Consider the following 20,717-nt stretch of genomic DNA (forward strand, 5'->3'; position numbering starts at 1 on the left):
ATTCAATTTAACAAAATACTTTTTTCATAATATTTTCGTCACAACTACCAAAAACGGCGAGGCCAACCAAATGAATCAACCGAACAACAATAAAGCCCATGGCTCTGCAATCACCACTTTCGTGGGCGGTATCGTTATCCTGCTTGCGGTATTGTTTTTACTGGTGAAACTGGCAACAAGCGGCTATTACAGCGATGTTCAAGAAAGCAGCCAATCTGCTACCGAAACCCGTATTATGCCTGCAGGCAGCATTGCCATGGGTGACGGCACACCGGTGGGCGAGCGCACAGGCGAGCAAATTTTCAATAAAATCTGTATTCAATGTCACGCTGCCGACAGCTTAGTGCCCAACTCGCCTAAAATTACCCATAATAACGAATGGGCTCCGCGCATTGCACAAGGCCTTGATATGCTCTTCACTCATGCATTGAACGGTTTTAAAGCCATGCCTGCCAAAGGCGGTGCTGCCGACTTGACCGATGACGAATTGAAACGTGCCATCGTTTACATGACCAACCAATCAGGTGGTAATTTTGAAGCTCCTGCCGTAGGTGCCGCATCAGATGCGGCTGCGACTGATGCTTCTGGTGCTGCTGCAGCATCAGATACTGCCGCAGCCCCTGCAGCTGCTCCGGTAGCAGTTGCCGGCGGTGCAGATGGCAAAAAAGTATTTGAAGGATTGTGCATGGCTTGCCACGGTGCAGACTCCGCTATTCCGTTCTCCCCAAAAATCACACATAATGCCGATTGGACTGAGCGCTTGAAACAAGGCAAAGCCACCTTGGTAAAACATGCTATCGAAGGCTTTACCAACCCCAAAGGCGGCGTAATGCCTCCCAAAGGCGGCAATGCCAACTTAACTGATGCCGAAGTAGAAGCCGCAGTGGTTTATATGGCTAACCAATCCGGCGGTAATTTCTAAAATTTCTTCAATTAAAAAAGCGTATCTTTGTATAGATACGCTTTTTTATTTACTCTTTCTGAAAAGTATATTCGACATCGCCATCTAAAAAACTCCCTGGCCATTTTTGCTTACCAATATTCAATTAATGACCGTGATTGTTAGAGATTAAAACCTTTGTGTTCGCATTTCCCTACCTTTAAAAATAACGTAAGATGCCGTCTGAAACTGCATCAAAACCTTTATCAACAAGGATAATCATGCCTCGCTTCCTACCAGAACCCGCCATCTCCCATAATCTGCAGGACCAGACTGCCGTTATACTCATTAACCTCGGCACACCTTCTGCCCCCACCTCAGAGGCAGTCCGCCCGTATCTGCGAGACTTCTTATCAGACCAGCGGGTAGTTGAGCTACCTAAAGCTCTATGGCAGCCGGTATTGCACGGTTTGGTATTGACATTACGGCCTAAAAAAAGCGCACACGGTTATGAAAAAGTTTGGTTTCCTGAAGGCTCTCCACTGGCTGTTTACACCAAACGGCAGGCTGAGGCTCTATCTGCCAAATTAGGCAACACAGTTATTGTCCGTCATGCTATGACATACGGCGAGCCTTCCGTATCCCGGGTTATAAACGAATTGAAAGCCCAAGGTGTATGCCGCCTCTTGGCAATACCACTCTATCCCCAATATGCTGCCTCAAGCACAGGCGCGGCATTGGATAAAGTATTTCAAGTTTTATTGCAACAGAGAAATCAAATGAGCTTACGTACTGTTGCGCGCTTTTATGATCACCCCGGCTATATTGCAGCCATGAAACAACATATTGAAGCATATTGGCAAGAATATGGACGCGGCGACAAACTGATGCTTAGTTTTCACGGTATTCCGCAAGCTAATGAGGAAAAAGGCGATCCCTATCAATATGAATGCAGGGAAACAGCCCGACTGCTGGCAGCTGCCTTGAATTTGAAAGAAAATGATTATATCGTTTCTTTCCAAAGCCAATTCGGCAAAGCCAAATGGATCGGACCCAGCACGCAGGATTTATTTGATACGCTTCCCAAGCAAGGGGTTAACAAACTGGATATATTCTGCCCGGGTTTTGTCAGCGATTGCTTGGAGACTATGGAAGAAATCGCTATTGCCGGACGGGAACAGTTCCATGAAGCCGGTGGTACACAATATCACTATATTCCCTGCCTCAACACCAACGCAAACTGGATAAACGCACTGGCAGACTTAGTTTTGCAAAACCTTCAAGGTTGGTCGCATTAGTTAAAGTTTTCATGTTAAATAAGGCCGTCTGAATATATTCAGACGGCCTTAAATTTCCAATGCGGGCTACTGCAAAATTTACCTAATCGGCAAGATTTACCAGACTCAAACTCTCTTTAGGGCAGCCGCCTCTTTAGCCAAACGGGTAATGGTATCCCAATCTTTATTTTTTACCGCCTCTTTCGGCGTCAACCATGAACCACCCACACATAATACATTCGGCAACGCCAAATATTCGGGAGCGGTTTTCAAGCTGATGCCGCCTGTCGGACAGAAGCGCACATCGGCAAACGGGCCGTAAAGTGCCTTTAACATCTCCGTTCCACCCACAACCTCGGCAGGAAACAGCTTCAACGTATCGATACCGTACTCCAAAGCCAGCATAAGCTCCCCTGGGGTAGCCACTCCCGGAATCACGACCGTACTACTTTGCTGAGCCGCTTTAACAAATTCGCCGTTCAAACCCGGGCTGATGGCAAATGCCGCCCCCGCATCTTCTACTGCTTTTAACTGTTTGCTGTTAACAACCGTACCGGCACCCACAATTGCTCCTGGCACTTCTTTTTTAATCAATCGGATAGCATCAATTCCAACCGGCGTACGCAAAGTAATCTCCAATGTTGGAATACCGCCCTCTACCAGCGCATGAGCCAAATCTACGGCAGTCGACAAATCATCAATTGCCATTACCGGAACAACCGCACCAGCACTTAAAATTTCACGTGCATTCATAAAATTGTATGCTCCACAAAAATCACATATCTTTTTCAGACGGCCTAATTCATATTAGAATTTTTAGGCCGTCTGAAAGGCATTAAACGAAATCACCGCCGAAACTCATGGCTCCAGTTTCTGCACTGCTGGACAAACTACGGAAACCAGCAAAGAGTTCCCGGCCAATGCCGTGACTACGGGCAGACAAGTCCGGAACCGGAATCTCTCGCGCATTAAATTCGGCTTCATCCATCAACACATTCAATTCGCCCGTCTCAGCATCAAAGCGCAACATGTCACCGGTACGGATTTTACCGATTGCCCCACCCAACAAAGCTTCAGGGCTCATATGAATGGCTGCCGGAACTTTACCCGAAGCTCCCGACATACGCCCGTCGGTTACCAAAGCAACTTTAAAACCGCGCCCCTGCAATACACTCAGCTGCGGTGTTAACTTGTGCAATTCAGGCATACCGTTGGCTCGCGGCCCCTGAAAGCGTACAACGGCGATAAAATCGCGTTCCAACTCACCTCGGTCAAAGGCAGCCAACACCTCACGCTGATCGTCAAAAACAATTGCAGGCGCTTCGATCACGCGGTGCTCAGGCATAACCGCCGACACCTTAATTACGCTACGGCCGATATTACCCTTCATCAAACGCAACCCACCATCGGGAGAAAACGGAGCCGATGCCGGTCGTAAAACGCTGTCATCTTGGCTCACTGCCACCGCATCCCGCCATTGAACCTTTCCATCTACCAAGAACGGTTCGCGCGTATAAGCACGCATACCGCGGCCAACAACGGTATCCACATCTTCATGCAGCAAGCCCGCATCCAGAAGCTCGCGAATCACAAATGCCAAGCCTCCGGCCGCCGCAAAATGATTGACATCCGCCTTGCCGTTTGGATAAACCCTAGCCAACAACGGCACAATATTGGAAATATCATCAAAATCATCCCAATTAACGATAATTCCCGCCGCACGGGCAAATGCAATCAAATGCATAGTATGATTGGTAGAGCCGCCTGTTGCCATTAAACCAACAATTGCATTCACAATTGATTTTTCAGTGATCATCTCGCCCACGGGCAAAATCCTGCCTTTTTTCACCGCTTCGGCCATATGCTCGCCAGCCGCCCGTGTCAAAGCCTCGCGCATCGGCGTATTCGGATTTACGAACGCCGAATTAGGCAAATGCAGCCCCATCATTTCCATCATCATTTGGTTGGAATTGGCCGTACCGTAAAAAGTACAAGTACCCGGGCTGTGATAAGAAGCCATTTCACTCTCAAGCAAAATATCCCGCCCTACTTTCCCTTCGGCAAACAACTGGCGGATTTTCGCTTTTTCATTATTTGCCAAGCCGCTGGTCATCGGACCTGCCGGCACAAACAAAGCCGGCAAGTGGCCGAAACTCAATGCACCTATCAGTAAACCGGGTACGATTTTGTCGCACACACCGAGATAAAATACCCCGTCAAACATTTGGTGCGACAAAGCTACCGCCGTGCTCATGGCAATAACATCACGGGAAAACAAGGAAAGCTCCATCCCTTCGTATCCCTGGGTAATGCCGTCGCACATAGCAGGAGTGCCACCTGCAAACTGAACTGTTGTGCCGTGCTTAAAGCATTCTTCCTTCAACCAAACTGGAAATTCTTCAAACGGCTGATGGGCAGATACCATATCGTTATATGACGATACGATGCCAAAATTAGGAACCTCTTCTTGTTTTAACTCGATTTTTACAGCTGAGGGAGCTGCCGCGAAAGCGTGTGCCAAGTTTGTACAACCCAAATTACTGCGCTGCAGCCTGCCTTTTCCGGCAGCCGCACGGATACGCTGCAAATAAGCTGTTCTGGTGGGCTTACTACGCTCGGTTATACGCTGGGTAACTGCATTAATCGTAGGATGAATGGCGGTAGTCGTGCTCATTTTATTCTGCCTTTCTGGCTGGACAATCAAAGCATTACGTTATATATGAGGATGGAAACAGGCCGTCTGAAAAATGCTTTGCCATACCATGTAAAATAATGACCCATGTAATTTGGCTACATACAACCGAATTAGCAATCGGCACTTTAATATGTAGTTTTATAACATGATATCACCGAAAGATGGGCTGGTCTTTACCTAAATCAAATATTTTACCCAAAACAACATAGACAAAAACTGTAGTGGCGTGTAGGATTGCTACGAATCATTGTGGTGCATGTCCAAACATTCCCACCGTCATACAATATTATTATAATAGTGTTGTTATAAAATAAAATATTTCCGGTCTCATTACAGCCCGAGGGTCAGCAAGCACAAACCTTTTGTGGAATATGAAAGATAACGCAATGAATACACAAACAAACTTTGACTTGATCTTGTTTGGCGCCACCGGCGATCTGGCCATGCGCAAACTGATTCCCTGCCTTTATCAGGCACACGCCGCCGGCTTGCTACACCCCGAAGGCCGTATTTTGGGCGTAAGCCGCAGCGAATTCGATACCGCCGCTTTTCTAAAAAAAGTAGAGAGCGATTCAAAAATCCATATCAAAAACCATTTTAGCGATGAATTATGGAAAACATTCGTTGCCCGCATCCAATATCTCACCGTTGACGCTACCCGCCCGGAAACCTTCCTTGCATTGGGCGAAACTGTTAATGCTCGGAAAAACACTGACAACGTAATTGTTTACCTTTCAACGGCACCTAAATTTTTCACACCGATTTGTGAGAATTTGGCCGCTATCGGGCTAAATAACGAAAAAGTACGCATAGTTTTAGAAAAGCCCCTGGGAACCGATTTAAAATCCTCGCAAGAAATCAATGCGGCCGTAGGCGCTTTTTATCAAGAAAAACAAATTTACCGTATCGACCATTATCTGGGAAAAGAGTCCCTGCAAAATTTGCTTGCATTACGTTTTGCCAACATCATGTTTGAGCCGTTATGGAACAACAAATACCTAAAAAGCGTCCAGCTGACCATTGCAGAACAACTCGGCGTAGAAGAGAGGGGTGAGTTTTATGACATTACCGGCGCCTTACGCGATATGGTACAAAACCACCTGATGCAGATGCTGTGTATGACAGCCATGGAAAAACCCGCAAGCCTTGATGCAGATGCCGTACGCGATGAAAAGCTAAAGGTAATCAAATCACTAAAACCACTCAGCCTAAAAGATGTCGAGCAAAATGTTGTTCGCGGCCAATATACGCCCGGTGAAAAAGACGGCATACGTTTGAACGGTTATCTAGAAGAGCACCAAGTTCCCCCTGAAAGCCGTACAGAAACTTATGTAGCCATTAAAGCCGAAATCCAAAACCAACGTTGGGCCGGCGTACCGTTTTACCTGCGCACCGGTAAACGCATGGCAGGAAAGGTTGCAGAAATCGTTTTAAATTTTCACGACTTAGACAATCATATTTTTGAAAACAGCCAATCGGCACCCAATCGCTTGGTAATCGAACTGCAACCGACAGAATCTATCCGCCTCTATACCCAAGTCAAAACTCCCGGCGCAGGCAACCGTGTAGAAACCACCGCTTTAAGCGTGGACATGGGGCAAGCCATCGAGGGCCGGCGGGCCGAAGCATACGAGCGCCTATTGCTTGATGTGATTAATGGCAAACTGGCACTCTTCAACCGTCGTGACGAGCTGGAAGCCGCTTGGGAATGGGTAATGCCGATTATGGAAAATTGGTCGCAAAGCCTAAATCCTCCGCACGGCTATACCGCCGACAGCTGGGGGCCGGAAGCCGCCCGCGCATTACTGGCACGCGACGGTAACCTTTGGCATGAAGAGCAATAATACTTCATTTTCAGACGGCCTTTCCCAATCGGAAGGCCGTCTGAAAGCATCAAAAATACCAGATTGAGCAAAAGAGGAATAAATCATGAGCGTGCAATGGCACTCCTACAACTCACCCTCCGAAGCCGCAGCCGCATTAGCCGACGCCGTAGCTACAACACTGCGCAATACCTTGGATCAAAAAGGACGGGCTGTCTTGGCCGTATCGGGCGGCCGCTCGCCTATTGCCTTTTTCGAAGCCCTCTCTCGAAAAGCATTGGATTGGCACAACACAGGCATTACCTTGGTTGACGAACGCATCGTCCCGACCAACCATCCCGACAGCAATACCGGATTGGTCAAACAATACCTACTGAAAAACCATGCCGCCGCCGCACACTGGATTCCGATGATTGAAGACAATGCGAAGGATGCGGATCTGTATCCCGAAAATGCCGTCCAAACCGCCCTAACCCACTTCGTTCAACCCGATGTATTGGTACTGGGCATGGGGGGAGACGGTCATACTGCCTCCCTGTTTCCACAGGCGCCTCAACTCGACCGAGGCTTGGATATGAACAATACAATCCCCTTACTGCACACTTCGCCCATTACAGCTCCGCATGAGCGTATTTCAATGACCCTACCCGCCATCCTCAACACTCCGGCGGTGTTTCTTGCCATTCAGGGCGAAGAAAAAAAAGCGGTATATGATGCCGCCGCAACCGATATCAATAAAACATACCCAATCAGTTATATTCTCAACGCACAAGAGGCTACTTGCCATGTCTACTACGCAAACTAACCCTCCAACAGCCTGGCCGCGTCTAGTGGCCGATATCGGCGGTACAAACGCCCGCTTCGCCCTTGAAAGCGCACCGCAAAAAATCGAAAAAGTGGAAGTGCTCGCTTGCAACGACTACAACACCATCGTAGATGCAGCCCGTGAGTATCTCAACCGCTGCGGCAACCCTAAAATCAGTCACGCGGCCATTGCCATCGCCAACCCTATTTTGGGTGACTGGGTTCAGATGACCAACCACCATTGGGCATTTTCCATTGAAACTACCCGCCAAGCACTCGGTTTGGAAACACTGATTCTTCTGAACGACTTCACCGCACAGGCATTAGCCATTACTAAAATGCCGAAGGAAGACCTGATTCAAATCGGCGGATCCCAAGCAGTTGAAAATGCGCCCAAAGCCGTTATCGGCCCGGGAACAGGATTAGGCGTCAGCGGGCTGATTCACAGCAAAGCAGGCTGGGTGCCTCTTGCCGGAGAAGGAGGCCATGTCAGCTTTTCTCCATTTGATGATGCCGAAATGCTGATTTGGCAATACGCCAAAAAGAAATACGGTCATGTTTCCGCTGAACGCTTTCTCAGCGGAGCAGGCCTTACACTAATCCATGAGGCTTTAGCTTACCGTGAAGGCGTAAAGCGCGACAAACTTTCTCCTTCCGAAATCAGCGAACGCGCTTTGAGCGGTACCTCGCCCCTTTGCCGCTTAACATTAGATATTTTCTGCGCCATGCTTGGAACAGTATCCTCAAACTTAGCATTAACTTTGGGAGCCAGCGGGGGCGTATACTTATGCGGCGGCATTATTCCGCGCTTCATTAATTACTTTAAAAGCTCCCCGTTCCGTAACCGCTTCGAAAGCAAAGGAAGGTTTGATGCCTATTTGGCCGCCATTCCGGTATATGTGGTCTTAAGCGAATATCCGGGCATTTCGGGAGCCGCGGTCGCCCTGTCCAACCATTTGGGCGAAACCGACGCCGCAGCTTCTTCCTAACCAACAACAGCCTGCCCAATCATGAAAAACCTCATCCGGGCAGGCTGTTTTATTCTTGTTTCACAACTATAATATAGACTTAACTGCGGTAGCCGGGCGCGCTGCCGTATAGTTAGGGAAAACGACAAACCATCATACCGGCAAAGCTTTCAGACGGCCTGCAAACAAATATCCACCGCAAAGCCGCCCGGTTGATTTAACCGCCATGGAATACAACATGATGTTAAGCAAAATCAGCGAATCTCTAAATAATCTTTCCGGTGCAGAACGTAAAGTGGCCGAATGCGCATTGGCCGAGCCCAAATGGTTTGTGCATGCTGCCGTAGCCGAAATTGCCGAACATGCATCAGTCAGCCAGCCTACAGTTATCCGCTTTTGCCGAAGCCTGGGCTATAAAGGGCTACCCGAATTCAAACTCGCACTGTCTGCCAGTATCGGTCACGAAGGCATGCCTTACGTCCACGAGGAGCTCAATGCAGACGACGATATGAACGATGTGATGGAAAAAGTGCTCGGTAACACTGCAGCTTCCATTTTGGGAGCGCGCCGCGCCTTGAAGGAAACCGATCTCGAAAACGCCATCGCCATGCTTACGCATGCCCGCCGGATTGAATTTTACGGCGTAGGTAACTCAGGCATCGTGGCACAAGATGCCCAACATAAATTCTTCCGCTTCGGTATCTCCACCGTTGCTTATGTTGATACCCATATCCAACTGATGGCCGCTTCCGTCTTAAGCGACCAAGACGTACTGGTCGTGATTTCCAATTCCGGTTCCTCCATCGAAGTATTGGATGCGGTCAGCATCGCCAAAGAAAACGGCGCCCAAGTTATCGCCATCACCCGCAGCGATTCGCCGTTGGCCCAACTGGCCGATTGTGTATTGAGCGTTGTCGCCCAAGAAGATAGCGAGCGTTATACCCCTATGATCTCACGCCTGCTGCAATTGGTTGTCATCGATATTCTCGCCATCGGCCTTGCCTTACGTTTAGGCGAAACCGCCAGTCTGCAATTGGAAAAAAGCAAACGCAGCATTCACAATAAACATAAACGCAAAGAACAAGAAAACCAAAAGGATCCTCAATAATGAAACACCTTCAAGATTTACCTTCATGGCGGCGGCTTTGGCAACACTTCGATGCAACCAAAAGCGACCATATGCGCCAATTATTCGCTACCGACCCCGGCCGTGCAGAACGCTATTGGCTGGAGGTAGGGGGCATCAAACTCGATTACTCTAAAAACCGCATCACCGATGAAACTTTAGCCCTATTGATGCAGCTGGCGCGGGAGGCCGGTGTACCCGAGCGTATGAAACAAATGTTTCACGGCGAAAAAATCAATACTACTGAAAACCGTGCCGTACTTCATATCGCCTTACGCAACCGTACCAACGCCCCAATTATTGTAGACGGCGAAGACGTAATGCCCAAAGTCAACCACGTTCTCCACCGCATGGGCGAGTTTGCACACGAAGTACGCAGCGGAGAATGGCTGGGCTATACCAACCAAGTGATTACCGATGTTGTAAATATCGGTATCGGCGGCTCGGATTTGGGCCCTTTAATGATGTGTACCGCACTCAAACCATTCGGCCATCCGCGGCTGAATATGCACTTTGTTTCTAATGTTGACGGTTCCCAACTGCGTGACGTATTGGAAAAAGTGCACCCCGAAACCACTCTATTCATTGTTGCCTCCAAAACCTTTACCACTCAGGAAACGCTTACCAACGCCCTTACTGCACGCGAGTGGTTTCTAAAACATGCCAATGATGAGGCCGCGGTTGCCCAACATTTTGTTGCCGTTTCCACCAATAAAAAAGCGGTTGCCGACTTCGGTATCGACACAGCCAATATGTTTGAATTTTGGGATTGGGTAGGCGGACGCTACAGCCTGTGGTCGGCCATCGGCCTGCCCATTATGCTTTATTTGGGCGAAGAGAATTTTATTGAGATGCTCAACGGCGCACACCTGATGGATCAACATTTCATTAATGCGCCGCTTGAAGCCAATATGCCCGTATTACTCGCCATGATAGGCGTTTGGTATATCAACTACTATGGCGGCGGCAGCCATATTATCGCCCCCTACGACCAACACTTGCACCGATTGCCCAAATTTATCCAGCAACTTGATATGGAAAGCAACGGCAAACAAGTTACCCTCGACGGCATGCCAGTAGAACATGAAACCGCACCGATTATTTGGGGTGAAACAGGCATCAACGGCCAACATGCCTTTTTCCAACTACTGCACCAAGGCACACACATCACCCCTATCGATTTGATTGCCTCACTGGAAAAACGCAGTAATCTGCCCGGCCATCATGAAATCCTTCTGGCCAATGTTTTCGCCCAAGCAGAAGCTTTCATGCGCGGCAAAACACCTGACGAAGTACGTGCGGAGCTGACCGCCCAAGGGGTAGACAACAACCGTATCGAAGAATTGGTACCGCATAAAACTTTTTCAGGCAACCGTCCCAGCAATATGATCCTGATGGATAAAATAAATCCGCGTAATATGGGCAGCCTGATCGCACTTTACGAACATAAAACGTTTGTGCAAGGCATCATTTGGGGCATCAATAGTTTCGACCAATGGGGTGTCGAATTGGGCAAACAACTGGCCAAAACGATTTTGGCAGAGCTCACCGGAGAAACCCCGGTTCAGGAACACGACAGCTCTACCGAGCGTTTGGTACGCCTCTACCGTAATGCCAACTGTGACAAAGATAAAGACTGCGGATGCTAAAGCGCAGTTTTACTTATACAGCATAAAATCCGCATAAGCCATTACCTGATGCCGTCTGAAAATTTCAGACGGCATTTTTCAATGAAAACGCCGAATGTTTAGAAAAATCGGATTATTTATACCGGCCGAGTGGCCCGATTAATTTATGCTATAGCAGTAAATAATGATAGGCAAGATACTTTTTTAGCAGTATCATTTCATACCTTTCTTAACAAACATTAATATATTATATATCTCAACTAAAGGACGAAATCATGTCTACGCAATCACAAAATAACAATACCGCCTTATCGGTATTGACCGCGTTATTCTTCATGATGGGTTTTATTACCTGCATGAACGATATCCTGATTCCACACCTGAAAGCGATTTTTGAACTCACCTACGCGCAAGCGATGCTGATTCAATTCTGCTTCTTTACCGCCTATGCCATCATGTCGATTCCCATGGGCAAATTAGTTGAAAAACTCGGTTATAAAAACGGCGTAATTGGCGGCTTTTTGCTGACTGCTGTAGGTTGCTTGCTGTTTTACCCAGCTGCCGGCAGTGCGTCTTATCCGATTTTCTTAGGCGCATTATTTATTCTTGCCTCAGGCGTTACTCTGCTGCAAGTGGCCGGTAACCCCTATGTAACCTTACTGGCCAAACCCGGCAAAGAATCTTCTACCCTGACCTTGGTGCAGGCATTCAACTCTCTAGGTACCACTATTGCTCCGCTTTTCGGCTCTTTACTGATTTTGACAGACGCAACCCAGCAACTCACTAAAGCCCAAGAAGTAGAATCCGTACAAATCCCCTATCTCGGCTTGGCCGGCTTACTGGTATTGCTGGCGATTTTTGTTAAAATGATCAAATTGCCCGACGCGCGTAAAATCGCCGAGGCAGAAACCGAACACAACCCGGATGGTAAAACCAGCGTTTGGCAATACAAACACTTGGTATTAGGTGCCATCGCAATCTTCTGCTATGTAGGTGCCGAAGTATCCATCGGTTCGCTTTTAGTAAGTGTTATGGAAGAAACCGCAGGTCTCAGCCACTCTACCGGTGCAAAATATCTGGCACTTTACTGGGGCGGTGCCATGGTAGGCCGCTTCCTTGGTTCAGCAGTGATGAACAAAATTGCCCCGAACAAATATTTGGCTTTCAACTCTGTAATGGCCATCAGCCTGATTACTATTGCTATTTTGGCAAACGGCGGCGCAGTTTCTATGTGGACCTTGCTGGCAATCGGCTTCTTTAACTCAATCATGTTCCCAACTATCTTCTCTTTGGCAACCAAAGGTTTGGGTAAATTCACCAGTACGGCATCAGGCATTATCTGTACCGCTATCGTAGGTGGTGCCGTGGTTCCCTTGATCCAAGGCTTTGCTGCTGACCATGTTGGCCTGTTGTTATCATTTATCGTATCTGCCCTTTGCTACCTCTACATCGTATTCTTCGCTGTAAAAGGTTACAAAGCAGATCGTGCATACTGATAAAATTAATCTTTTGCCAGTTTAAAAACACCGCCCGAGTATATTCGGGCGGTGTTTTTTTATTGCTTTTCCAAATATTTTTTCAACAGAACCGACAATATTCCCCATCTACAATAAGGCCGTCTGAAAACAATTCAGATGGCCTTTTTCACCCGAGTTCAATCCGCAAACTCTATACCAAATAAAATAACCTTATCCCATCTTTTTACATAAATCTGATCTTACCGGCATCTTTAAACTTAAGCGCCATATTGCAAATCGTACAATATCAAAATAAAAAGGGGCGGCTACCATATCGGATAGCCGCCCCTTTTCAAACTAAAATCAAATACCGCCGCCTTGGGCTTTAATTTTTTCCGTACCAAACTCCAACTTGCTCAAAGCAGACAAATACGCTTTTGCCGTCGCTACCAATACATCCGTATCCGCACCTTGGCCACTCACTACCCGACCATTACGAACCAAGCGTACAGAAGTTTCACCTTGGCTTTCCGTGCCTTCGGTAACCGCATTAACTGAATAAAGCTGCAATACCGCGCCGCTATTTGCCACACTCTCAATAGCCCTGAAAATAGCATCAACAGGGCCAGAGCCGTTAGCGACGGCACGATGCTCTTGTCCGCCTACGCTGAATACCACTTCAGCCGTCGGCAATTCGCCTGTTTCGGTAGAGATTTTTTGCGAAATAAATTTATAGTGGTCTTGTGAAAGGGTAGCCAGTTCATCTGATACCAACACATGCAAGTCTTCATCAAAGATTTCGCGCTTTTTATCGGCCAGCTCTTTAAAACGGGCAAATGCAGCATTTAATGCCTCTTCGCTTTCCAACTGGATTCCCAAATCAGCCAACTTGGTTTTAAAAGCATTACGACCGGAAAGCTTACCCAAACTCAAACGGTTTGCCGCCCACCCTACCGATTCTGCCGACATAATCTCATATGTTTCCCGGTGCTTTAACACCCCGTCTTGGTGAATTCCTGATTCGTGGGCAAAAGCATTGGCTCCCACAATTGCTTTATTAGGTTGTACCGGATAACCGGTAACAGTAGACACCAGTTTGGAAGTCGGCACAATTTGCACCGTATCAATACCGGTGTCTAAGCCGAAAACATCATGACGGGTTTTAAACGCCATCACGATTTCTTCCAAGCTCGCATTGCCTGCACGCTCGCCCAAGCCGTTGATCGTACATTCCACTTGGCGTGCGCCGCCTTGTACCGCTGCCAAGGAATTTGCAACGGCCAAGCCCAAATCATTGTGGCAGTGTGCCGACCATACCACTTTGTCGCCACCCGGCGTTTTCGCAATTAACTCACGGAAAAAAGCCTCGGTACGGTGTGGCACAGAATACCCCACCGTATCCGGAATATTGATAGTCGTCGCTCCTGCTTCGATAACGGCTCCGCAGATTTCCGCCAGAAAACTGATTTCGGAACGTAAAGCATCCTCACACGAAAACTCTACGTCATCGGTATATTCTTTAGCAATGCTTACCGCCTTAACAGCCGCCTCAATCACCTGCTTCGGCTTCATCTTCAGTTTATATTCCATATGGATCGGGCTGGTAGCGATAAAAGTGTGGATGCGTCGCTTGGCAGCCGGAGCCACCGCTTCTCCCGCTGCCCGGATATCACGTTCTACCGCACGGCTTAAGGAACATACGGTTGCCGTAGTCAGCGTTTTGGCAATTTCATTTACCGCTTCGAAATCACCCGGGCTGGCCGCAGCAAAGCCTGCCTCAATCACATCGACACCTAATTTTTCCAGCTGGCGTGCCACACGGATTTTTTCCTCTTTGGTCATTGCCGCACCCGGCGACTGTTCTCCATCACGCAAAGTGGTATCGAAAATGATAATACGGTTATCGGTAGGCATAGTTTGTTTCTCCAATGAAGAATGCTGTTGCATAAAAGCATTCAAGTCCAACGGTCGTCCTTGTGCATCAGCCAAAGCACTAAGCTTCTGCAATTGGCTCAACGGCAATGAGCCACGGGCACGCCATTTATAAATAGCTGCCGTGCTGGCTGCATTTTGCGGGTCAAACTTCTTCAATGCCTCGGCCAAGGCATTAACGCCACCGAAAAAAGCAATTAAGCGGTCAATGTCCAATTGCATGATGCACCTTTAATCTTTATAAATAATTTTCAACGTTGATAACCACTGATTATACGCAAATCAGACAAAACGGCAATATTTTTTAGAAAAAATAAAAAACACTCCAAATTATTTAATCATGAATATACATTTTGTCTAATTTTGGTAAAATTTTCAGACGGCCTTAGCAATTCGACTGTATTCTCCAAACCATACCGCCTTATTCGCCAATCCTCTTCACACTTATCCTTTTATATAAAGCCCCTATAGATTTATAGTAAACTGCCTCTTAATATTTATTCCATACCTTATAAAAATACAATGCCTACCTATATTCCTACCAACCAGAACACTACTATCGAATGGCGCACCGAAAGCCTGCAAAAACCGCCCGTACATGCCGTTTATATCCGCGAACAAAGCGCCGCAACCATTTTAAAAAACGCATATGCAAATACCGCCAGCATTTGGCAGGGGGATTTCCATAATGCCAAACAGGTTTTATCCGCCATCAAAAAGCGCATACGCAAACCCGCTAAATCCACAATAATCCAACAAGCTCCCGCCATCGCATTTCATCACCACCGCATGCAGCAAGCACAACAAAGCCGCTTACTAAACATGCTGGCAATAGAAATACAACCCGGTTTCCAACTCGATTTACCGCGGGCACCCGATATCCACGCCGCCCTAACCGATATTTATCCGCACCCAAATGAACAGCCTTTCGCCATGCCGCTTAATTTATTACTCGGCCTAATCGGCGCGCACGAGTGGCACAAAAAAGGTGTCGATATTGCCCAAATCGGAGGCAAAATCCATGTTCCCTTCGGCGTATTCTCGCCACTACGTGGCGAATACCTGCAACTTGCAGCAGAAGCTCCATTGCCCAACCAATGCCAAACCGCATTTGATATCGGCACAGGCAGCGGCGTTTTAGCAATTCTACTAGCCAAGCGCGGCATTCCGCATATTATCGCCACCGATACCAATCCGAATGCTATCAACTGCGCCCGCCGTAACATCGAACAATCCGGCACCGCCCGACAAATCACATTGCAGCAAACTGATTTATTTCCGGAAGGAAAAGCAGATTTAATCATCTGCAACCCACCCTGGCTGCCTGCCAAACCTACCTCCGCAATAGAAACCGCCCTATACGATCCCGACCACCAAATGCTGAAAGGCTTTTTGGCCGGAATTGGAAAACACCTTAATCCTAAAGGCGAAGCATGGCTGATTATTTCCGACCTTGCCGAACATCTGGGGCTACGCACACCCCAATTTTTACATCAATCCTTTCAGACGGCCTCTTTAAAACTGCTTGCAGTGCACAGCATCAAACCCCGGCACGCTAAAGCAGCTGATACAACCGACCCGCTTTCCTTTGCCCGCAACCAAGAAACTACCTATCTGTACCGGCTTAGCCTGTAAATACCTACTGAATAAAAAACACCCCCGAAAACACATTAGTGTTTTCGGGGGTGTTTTTTATTTTTGCCCAAGATGCCGTCGCATACGGTCTCGCCGTTGATCCGTCCTATTTAAAACAAAGCTTCCAGTCTAAACAAAGCACCTATATGGTGATCTCGTTTGGCACTTCGGTCATTGTAATAATTTACTTCGGTTTGTGCATACAACCAATCGCGGTAAATAGGCTGACGGTAACCTGCAAAGGGGCCATAGCTATTAATATCGGCTTTTTTACTTTTAATTGGGCCACCTGCGTAAAGCCCGTAATTAAACCATTTACCGGGCGCCAAATCATGCTGGCGGTACAAACTATTGCCCCAACTCCATGCTTCATTACCATCGGTATGGGTATATTGGGTGTGCAAATGGTTTGCAATAAAAGGTTTGCCCGGTGGAGCTTTACGTATTTCGAAATTGGTACGGGCATAATGCTCGCTGTCAATTCCATAACGGTAAATCTGCTCGACCGAAGTAGTATAGTTATTCGCCAACTGCCAATTTTTCCCTGCCTTTACACGCGCATACAGATCATCACCGGAGCGGATACCTATGTCAAAATCCGTGTCCAACCCTGTAAGCCTAGATATGTCCGACCATCTTAATGCTAAGGAAGAGTTATTTTCCCGTGTACGGCTGCCGTTGAAAGTTTTATTGGGATCATTGTTTTGCAAACCATCTTTACCTAAATGGGCATTGTCGGCCATTTGGTTATCTAATTCATCATCACCGAACACCACGCTTAGTTTTCGCTCCAACACGGGCAGCTTGACACGGCCTCTAATCCGCGGCTTTACCGAAAAATCATCGTATTTATTCCATTCGGTATCCACAAGTATCCGCAAAGTAGCCGTAGCGGGATTATTCGGGTCCGGTGTTCCAAACCAACCGTCCATTTTTTCAGCAATGCGATCAACACCTTTACTGATGCCATCATGTTGTTTATCAACCCAGTTACTCTTTTGCTGTTCGATCGGATCGGCAACCGTATCAGCGCCATCGGCAGGAATATTTTCAGCCCATGCGGTCATACTGCACAACACTAAACCCAAAGAAAAAGACGGTAATATTTTTACTTTTGCCTTCATAGTTGCACACTCTGCCTATTATTTTGATTCACAGTGTAGAACATATCGTTTTTATCTTGCTACTTACTGAAAAATCATTATTTTGTTTATTTTCATAAAAGAGTATAACGCTGATAAACCTATATGCAAATACTACCTATCATAGAGTAATTGTTCCGTATGATATCAGAGGCCGTCTGAAATTTTTCAGACGGCCTCTTCTTCAAACAAACCCAAAAATCAGTACTATTAATGTTATTTATTCGACACGCTCGCCGTGTACATTCAAATCCAACCCTTCACGCTCAACATCTCGCTCGACACGCAGTCCTCCGCATACCAAACCGACTGCCTTCAAAATGATAAAGCTCATCACGCCGCTGTATATAACGGTAGTCAGCGCATCTTTTACTTGGATAAACAACTGGCTGCCTATGGTCGTGTCTCCGCCAAAAATTTGGTTACTAAAAAATATACCTGTTAATACGGCACCCACTAAGCCACCGAAACCATGAATGCCAAAAGCATCAAGCGAATCGTCATAGCCCAATTTGTATTTCAATACAACTGATGAAAAATAACAGGCAATTGCGGTCAATATACCAATCCACATGGCTCCTTGCGGATCGACAAAACCGGCGGCCGGGGTAATGCCCACCAAGCCGGCTACAGCACCTGATGCCAATCCCAAAGCTGATGGACGGTTACCGGCAATTTTTTCACATACCAGCCAAGCCAATGCTGCAAATGCGGCAGCGATTTGGGTAACCGCCATCGCCATTCCTGCCGAAGCATTAGCAGCCACTGCAGAACCAGCGTTAAAACCAAACCAGCCTACCCACAACATGGCCGCACCGGTAAGAGTTAAAGCCATATTATGCGGAGGCATGGCTTCTTTACCGTAACCGACACGTTTACCCAAAACCACGGCGGCAACCAAACCTGCAATACCGGCGTTGATATGTACTACCGTACCGCCCGCGTAGTCAAGTACCCCGCCCTCGCCCATAAAACCACCGCCCCATACCCAGTGAGCCGTCGGCACATACACCAGCATCATCCATAAACCTGAAAAAAGCATCATGGCCGAATACTTCATACGCTCGGCAAATGCACCCGTAATGATGGCGGTTGAAATAATGGCAAACGTCATCTGAAAAAACATAAATACAGTTTCCGGTATGGTTCCCGCATTAGGCGATACCGTCAGCATTTCTTTGTGTATATCCACACTCATACCGTTTAAAAACAACCGTTCGAAACCGCCGATAAAAGCATTGCCGGGTGTAAATGCCAACGAATAACCCGCCACCATCCACAACACGCTTACCAAAGCCGCAATTGAAAAACTGTGCATCATAGTGGAAAGCAGATTTTTCTTACGCACCATACCACCGTAAAACAAAGCCAAGCCCGGTAATGTCATAAATAACACCAAAGCGGAGGAAGTCATAATCCAGGCGGTATCACCTGAATTAATGGCAGAAAAAGGCTTCCACCAATCTGCCGTATTCTGCGCCATTGCCGCTGCCGGCAGCAGAGAGAAAGCCACTACCGGGATTTGTCGAATTATTCTCATGATATTTTCCTTTTAACAACCGCCTAACGCCCACACAAAAAATGAAATTTAATTACACGGCAACTTCGCCCGTTTCTCCCGTTCGGATGCGTATCACCTGCTCTACCGGTGTTACAAAAATCTTACCGTCACCTACTTTTCCTGTGCGCGCCGTTTCAATAATTGCCTCTACCGCCCGTTCCACCTGCTCATCCGGCAACACGATATCAAGCTGGATTTTAGGTAAAAAATCGACTGCATATTCTGCACCACGATAAACTTCGGTATGACCTTTCTGGCGACCAAAACCTTTCACCTCGCTCACTGTCATCCCCTGAATTCCTATATCACTCAAGGCCTCACGCACATCATCAAGTTTAAACGGCTTGATCATCGCAGTAATTTTTTTCATTGCCTTCTCCTTTTAAAAATGTTGACAATTTTTACTAAAATCCATGCCTCGAACATTACTGCCAAAGTTATTTTTTCGCAAGAGTATTGTTGACAATTTTCATCATTAAAAAACTATTTAGCAGGATTATGCGTTAAATTTCACCCTAGCCTTTTGTTAAATAATTTCATCAAGCAAAAATATAAATTTATCTGTCTGTTTTTATATTTTTTTGAATGAATATTCTTTTGAACAGACGAACAAATGGAAAATAACATTATGATTTTTCATTATAGTAAATAAAAATTTCAAAATTTATTTACTATTTTTAAAATGCTTGCAGTATCACAATGTTGGAAAACAACATAGTCAAATACATATTCATACAATATTTTGGAGTAAGGCGGCACTCAGGTATAATTAACATTTCAGCCTTGTGTGCTTTGGCACGCTATTCTCATTTCCTTTATCAGAGAACCTGCTATGTTAGTCTGCAATCCGTATGAAATTGTGATTCACGGCACCACCAGTAAGGGCAAAACGTTCCGCCCCAGTGATTGGGCCGAACGCTTGTGCGGTATTTTGTCTTCATTCGACAAAGGCAACCGGCTGTCATATCACCAATGGGTGCGCCCGATTTTGGTTGATAAAGTCCGCTGCGTAGCAGTGGATAAAAAATTGGAAGAAATCAATCCGGCCATGTTCCGCTTTTTGATGGACTTTGCAGCCGATAATGACTTGCGGGTTATGGATTGCCAAGCTCTGATGGCAGAGCGGGACCAACAAGCCTCAGCAGAAGCAGAGCTGTCTTTGGCTAAGGCCATTCAGGAAAAGCAAGCCGCCGAAGCAATACCCGCCAAAGAAGAAGTTGGAGACGTATCCAGTACCTTACGAGAAATTGGTGCGAATGAAACTGCCGTGGCATTTGCCGCATTAAGCGTGTTGCGCCCGATGCTCACCGATGTCAACCGTTTTGTAGAGCAAGTCAATAATCTGCAACGGAATCAAGGTTACCGCCTGTTGGGCATATTTGAAGAAGGTAAAACCAATGCCGTAGCGGTTTGCGGTTTCCGAGAAGAAATCAATTTAGTGAGCGGCCGACATATTCATATCGACGATGTGGTTACCGTACCCCAAAGCCGCGGCAAAGGCTACGCCGCTCGCCTGCTCGAAGCCGTGCGCAAAATTGCCGAATCGGAAGGTATTCCGCAAATCCATATCGATTCTAATGTAGGTACGGAGCGCGCTTCCGCACACCGTCTATATTTTGAAAATGGTTTTGAAATCAGCGCACATCATTTTGTAATGAAGCTAGACCAACCAAAATAAGATAAAATTAAAATAAAACATTTTATCTTAATTCCGAACACACATTTATTTAAAAGTTTAAAAAAGGCCGTCTGAAAATATTTCAGACGGCCTTTTATTCAGCACTCAAGA

16 protein-coding genes are annotated in these 20,717 nt (G+C 46.9%); 10 read left to right on the forward strand and 6 right to left on the reverse strand.

The features are described from left to right. Positions 1–70 precede the first annotated feature (70 nt). Positions 71–922 (forward strand): c-type cytochrome, encoded by an 852-nt coding sequence (locus tag LVJ86_RS09065; protein ID WP_047761378.1) that lies wholly within the window; start codon positions 71–73, stop codon positions 920–922. A gap of 239 nt (positions 923–1,161) precedes the next feature. Further along, positions 1,162–2,178: a ferrochelatase gene (gene hemH / locus LVJ86_RS09070; RefSeq protein WP_047761379.1), complete on the forward strand. Its 1,017-nt coding sequence runs from the start codon at positions 1,162–1,164 to the stop codon at positions 2,176–2,178. Positions 2,179–2,283: 105 nt separating this feature from the next. Here the strand turns inward: hemH and LVJ86_RS09075 are convergent, their stop codons facing one another. Next, complete coding sequence (locus LVJ86_RS09075; RefSeq protein WP_047761380.1) at positions 2,284–2,910, reverse strand: bifunctional 4-hydroxy-2-oxoglutarate aldolase/2-dehydro-3-deoxy-phosphogluconate aldolase; 627 nt, start codon at positions 2,908–2,910, stop codon at positions 2,284–2,286. Between the two features lie 82 nt (positions 2,911–2,992). Continuing rightward, positions 2,993–4,831 (reverse strand): phosphogluconate dehydratase, encoded by a 1,839-nt coding sequence (edd, locus tag LVJ86_RS09080; protein WP_047761381.1) that lies wholly within the window; start codon positions 4,829–4,831, stop codon positions 2,993–2,995. A 407-nt stretch (positions 4,832–5,238) separates the two neighbouring features. Here edd and zwf point away from each other — a divergent pair, with 407 nt between their 5' ends. From zwf to LVJ86_RS09110, 6 genes are all read left to right on the forward strand, one after another. Further along, positions 5,239–6,696, forward strand: coding sequence for a glucose-6-phosphate dehydrogenase (zwf, locus tag LVJ86_RS09085; RefSeq protein ID WP_047761382.1), 1,458 nt, complete (start codon positions 5,239–5,241; stop codon positions 6,694–6,696). A gap of 85 nt (positions 6,697–6,781) precedes the next feature. Further along, positions 6,782–7,480, forward strand: coding sequence for a 6-phosphogluconolactonase (gene pgl / locus LVJ86_RS09090; protein ID WP_047761383.1), 699 nt, complete (start codon positions 6,782–6,784; stop codon positions 7,478–7,480). Further along, positions 7,461–8,468 (forward strand): glucokinase, encoded by a 1,008-nt coding sequence (locus LVJ86_RS09095; RefSeq protein ID WP_047761384.1) that lies wholly within the window; start codon positions 7,461–7,463, stop codon positions 8,466–8,468. The genes pgl and LVJ86_RS09095 overlap by 20 nt, the downstream gene beginning before the upstream one ends. Positions 8,469–8,688: 220 nt before the next feature. Further along, the gene (locus LVJ86_RS09100; protein ID WP_047761441.1) at positions 8,689–9,555 is read left to right on the forward strand and encodes a MurR/RpiR family transcriptional regulator; all 867 of its coding nucleotides are present in this window, start codon (positions 8,689–8,691) and stop codon (positions 9,553–9,555) included. Next, positions 9,555–11,222 carry a glucose-6-phosphate isomerase gene (gene pgi, locus LVJ86_RS09105; protein ID WP_047761385.1) on the forward strand — a complete coding sequence of 556 codons (1,668 nt, stop codon included), beginning with the start codon at positions 9,555–9,557 and terminating at the stop codon, positions 11,220–11,222. The genes LVJ86_RS09100 and pgi overlap by 1 nt, the downstream gene beginning before the upstream one ends. A gap of 254 nt (positions 11,223–11,476) precedes the next feature. Then, positions 11,477–12,697: a sugar MFS transporter gene (locus tag LVJ86_RS09110; protein ID WP_047761386.1), complete on the forward strand. Its 1,221-nt coding sequence runs from the start codon at positions 11,477–11,479 to the stop codon at positions 12,695–12,697. A 324-nt stretch (positions 12,698–13,021) separates the two neighbouring features. Here LVJ86_RS09110 and LVJ86_RS09115 read toward each other — a convergent pair whose 3' ends face one another. After that, positions 13,022–14,812: a 2-isopropylmalate synthase gene (locus LVJ86_RS09115; RefSeq protein WP_047761387.1), complete on the reverse strand. Its 1,791-nt coding sequence runs from the start codon at positions 14,810–14,812 to the stop codon at positions 13,022–13,024. A gap of 300 nt (positions 14,813–15,112) precedes the next feature. Between LVJ86_RS09115 and LVJ86_RS09120 the strand changes: the two genes are divergently transcribed. Further along, positions 15,113–16,225 carry a 50S ribosomal protein L11 methyltransferase gene (locus LVJ86_RS09120; RefSeq protein WP_047761388.1) on the forward strand — a complete coding sequence of 371 codons (1,113 nt, stop codon included), beginning with the start codon at positions 15,113–15,115 and terminating at the stop codon, positions 16,223–16,225. A 110-nt stretch (positions 16,226–16,335) separates the two neighbouring features. On the opposite strand, the gene LVJ86_RS09125 is transcribed toward LVJ86_RS09120, so the two are convergent. From LVJ86_RS09125 to LVJ86_RS09135, 3 genes are all read right to left on the reverse strand, one after another. Then, positions 16,336–17,349 carry a hypothetical protein gene (locus LVJ86_RS09125; protein WP_235284613.1) on the reverse strand — a complete coding sequence of 338 codons (1,014 nt, stop codon included), beginning with the start codon at positions 17,347–17,349 and terminating at the stop codon, positions 16,336–16,338. A 238-nt stretch (positions 17,350–17,587) separates the two neighbouring features. Next, positions 17,588–18,907, reverse strand: a complete 1,320-nt coding sequence (locus LVJ86_RS09130; RefSeq protein ID WP_047761389.1) for an ammonium transporter — start codon at positions 18,905–18,907, stop codon at positions 17,588–17,590. 52 nt (positions 18,908–18,959) lie between these two features. After that, positions 18,960–19,298 carry a P-II family nitrogen regulator gene (locus LVJ86_RS09135; RefSeq protein ID WP_047761390.1) on the reverse strand — a complete coding sequence of 113 codons (339 nt, stop codon included), beginning with the start codon at positions 19,296–19,298 and terminating at the stop codon, positions 18,960–18,962. Between the two features lie 462 nt (positions 19,299–19,760). Between LVJ86_RS09135 and LVJ86_RS09140 the strand changes: the two genes are divergently transcribed. Next, on the forward strand, positions 19,761–20,606 hold the full coding sequence (locus tag LVJ86_RS09140; protein ID WP_047761391.1) for a GNAT family N-acetyltransferase: 846 nt from the start codon (positions 19,761–19,763) through the stop codon (positions 20,604–20,606). Positions 20,607–20,717: the final 111 nt, after the last annotated feature.

Source organism: Neisseria arctica (assembly GCF_022870905.1).
GTDB lineage: Bacteria > Pseudomonadota > Gammaproteobacteria > Burkholderiales > Neisseriaceae > Neisseria > Neisseria arctica.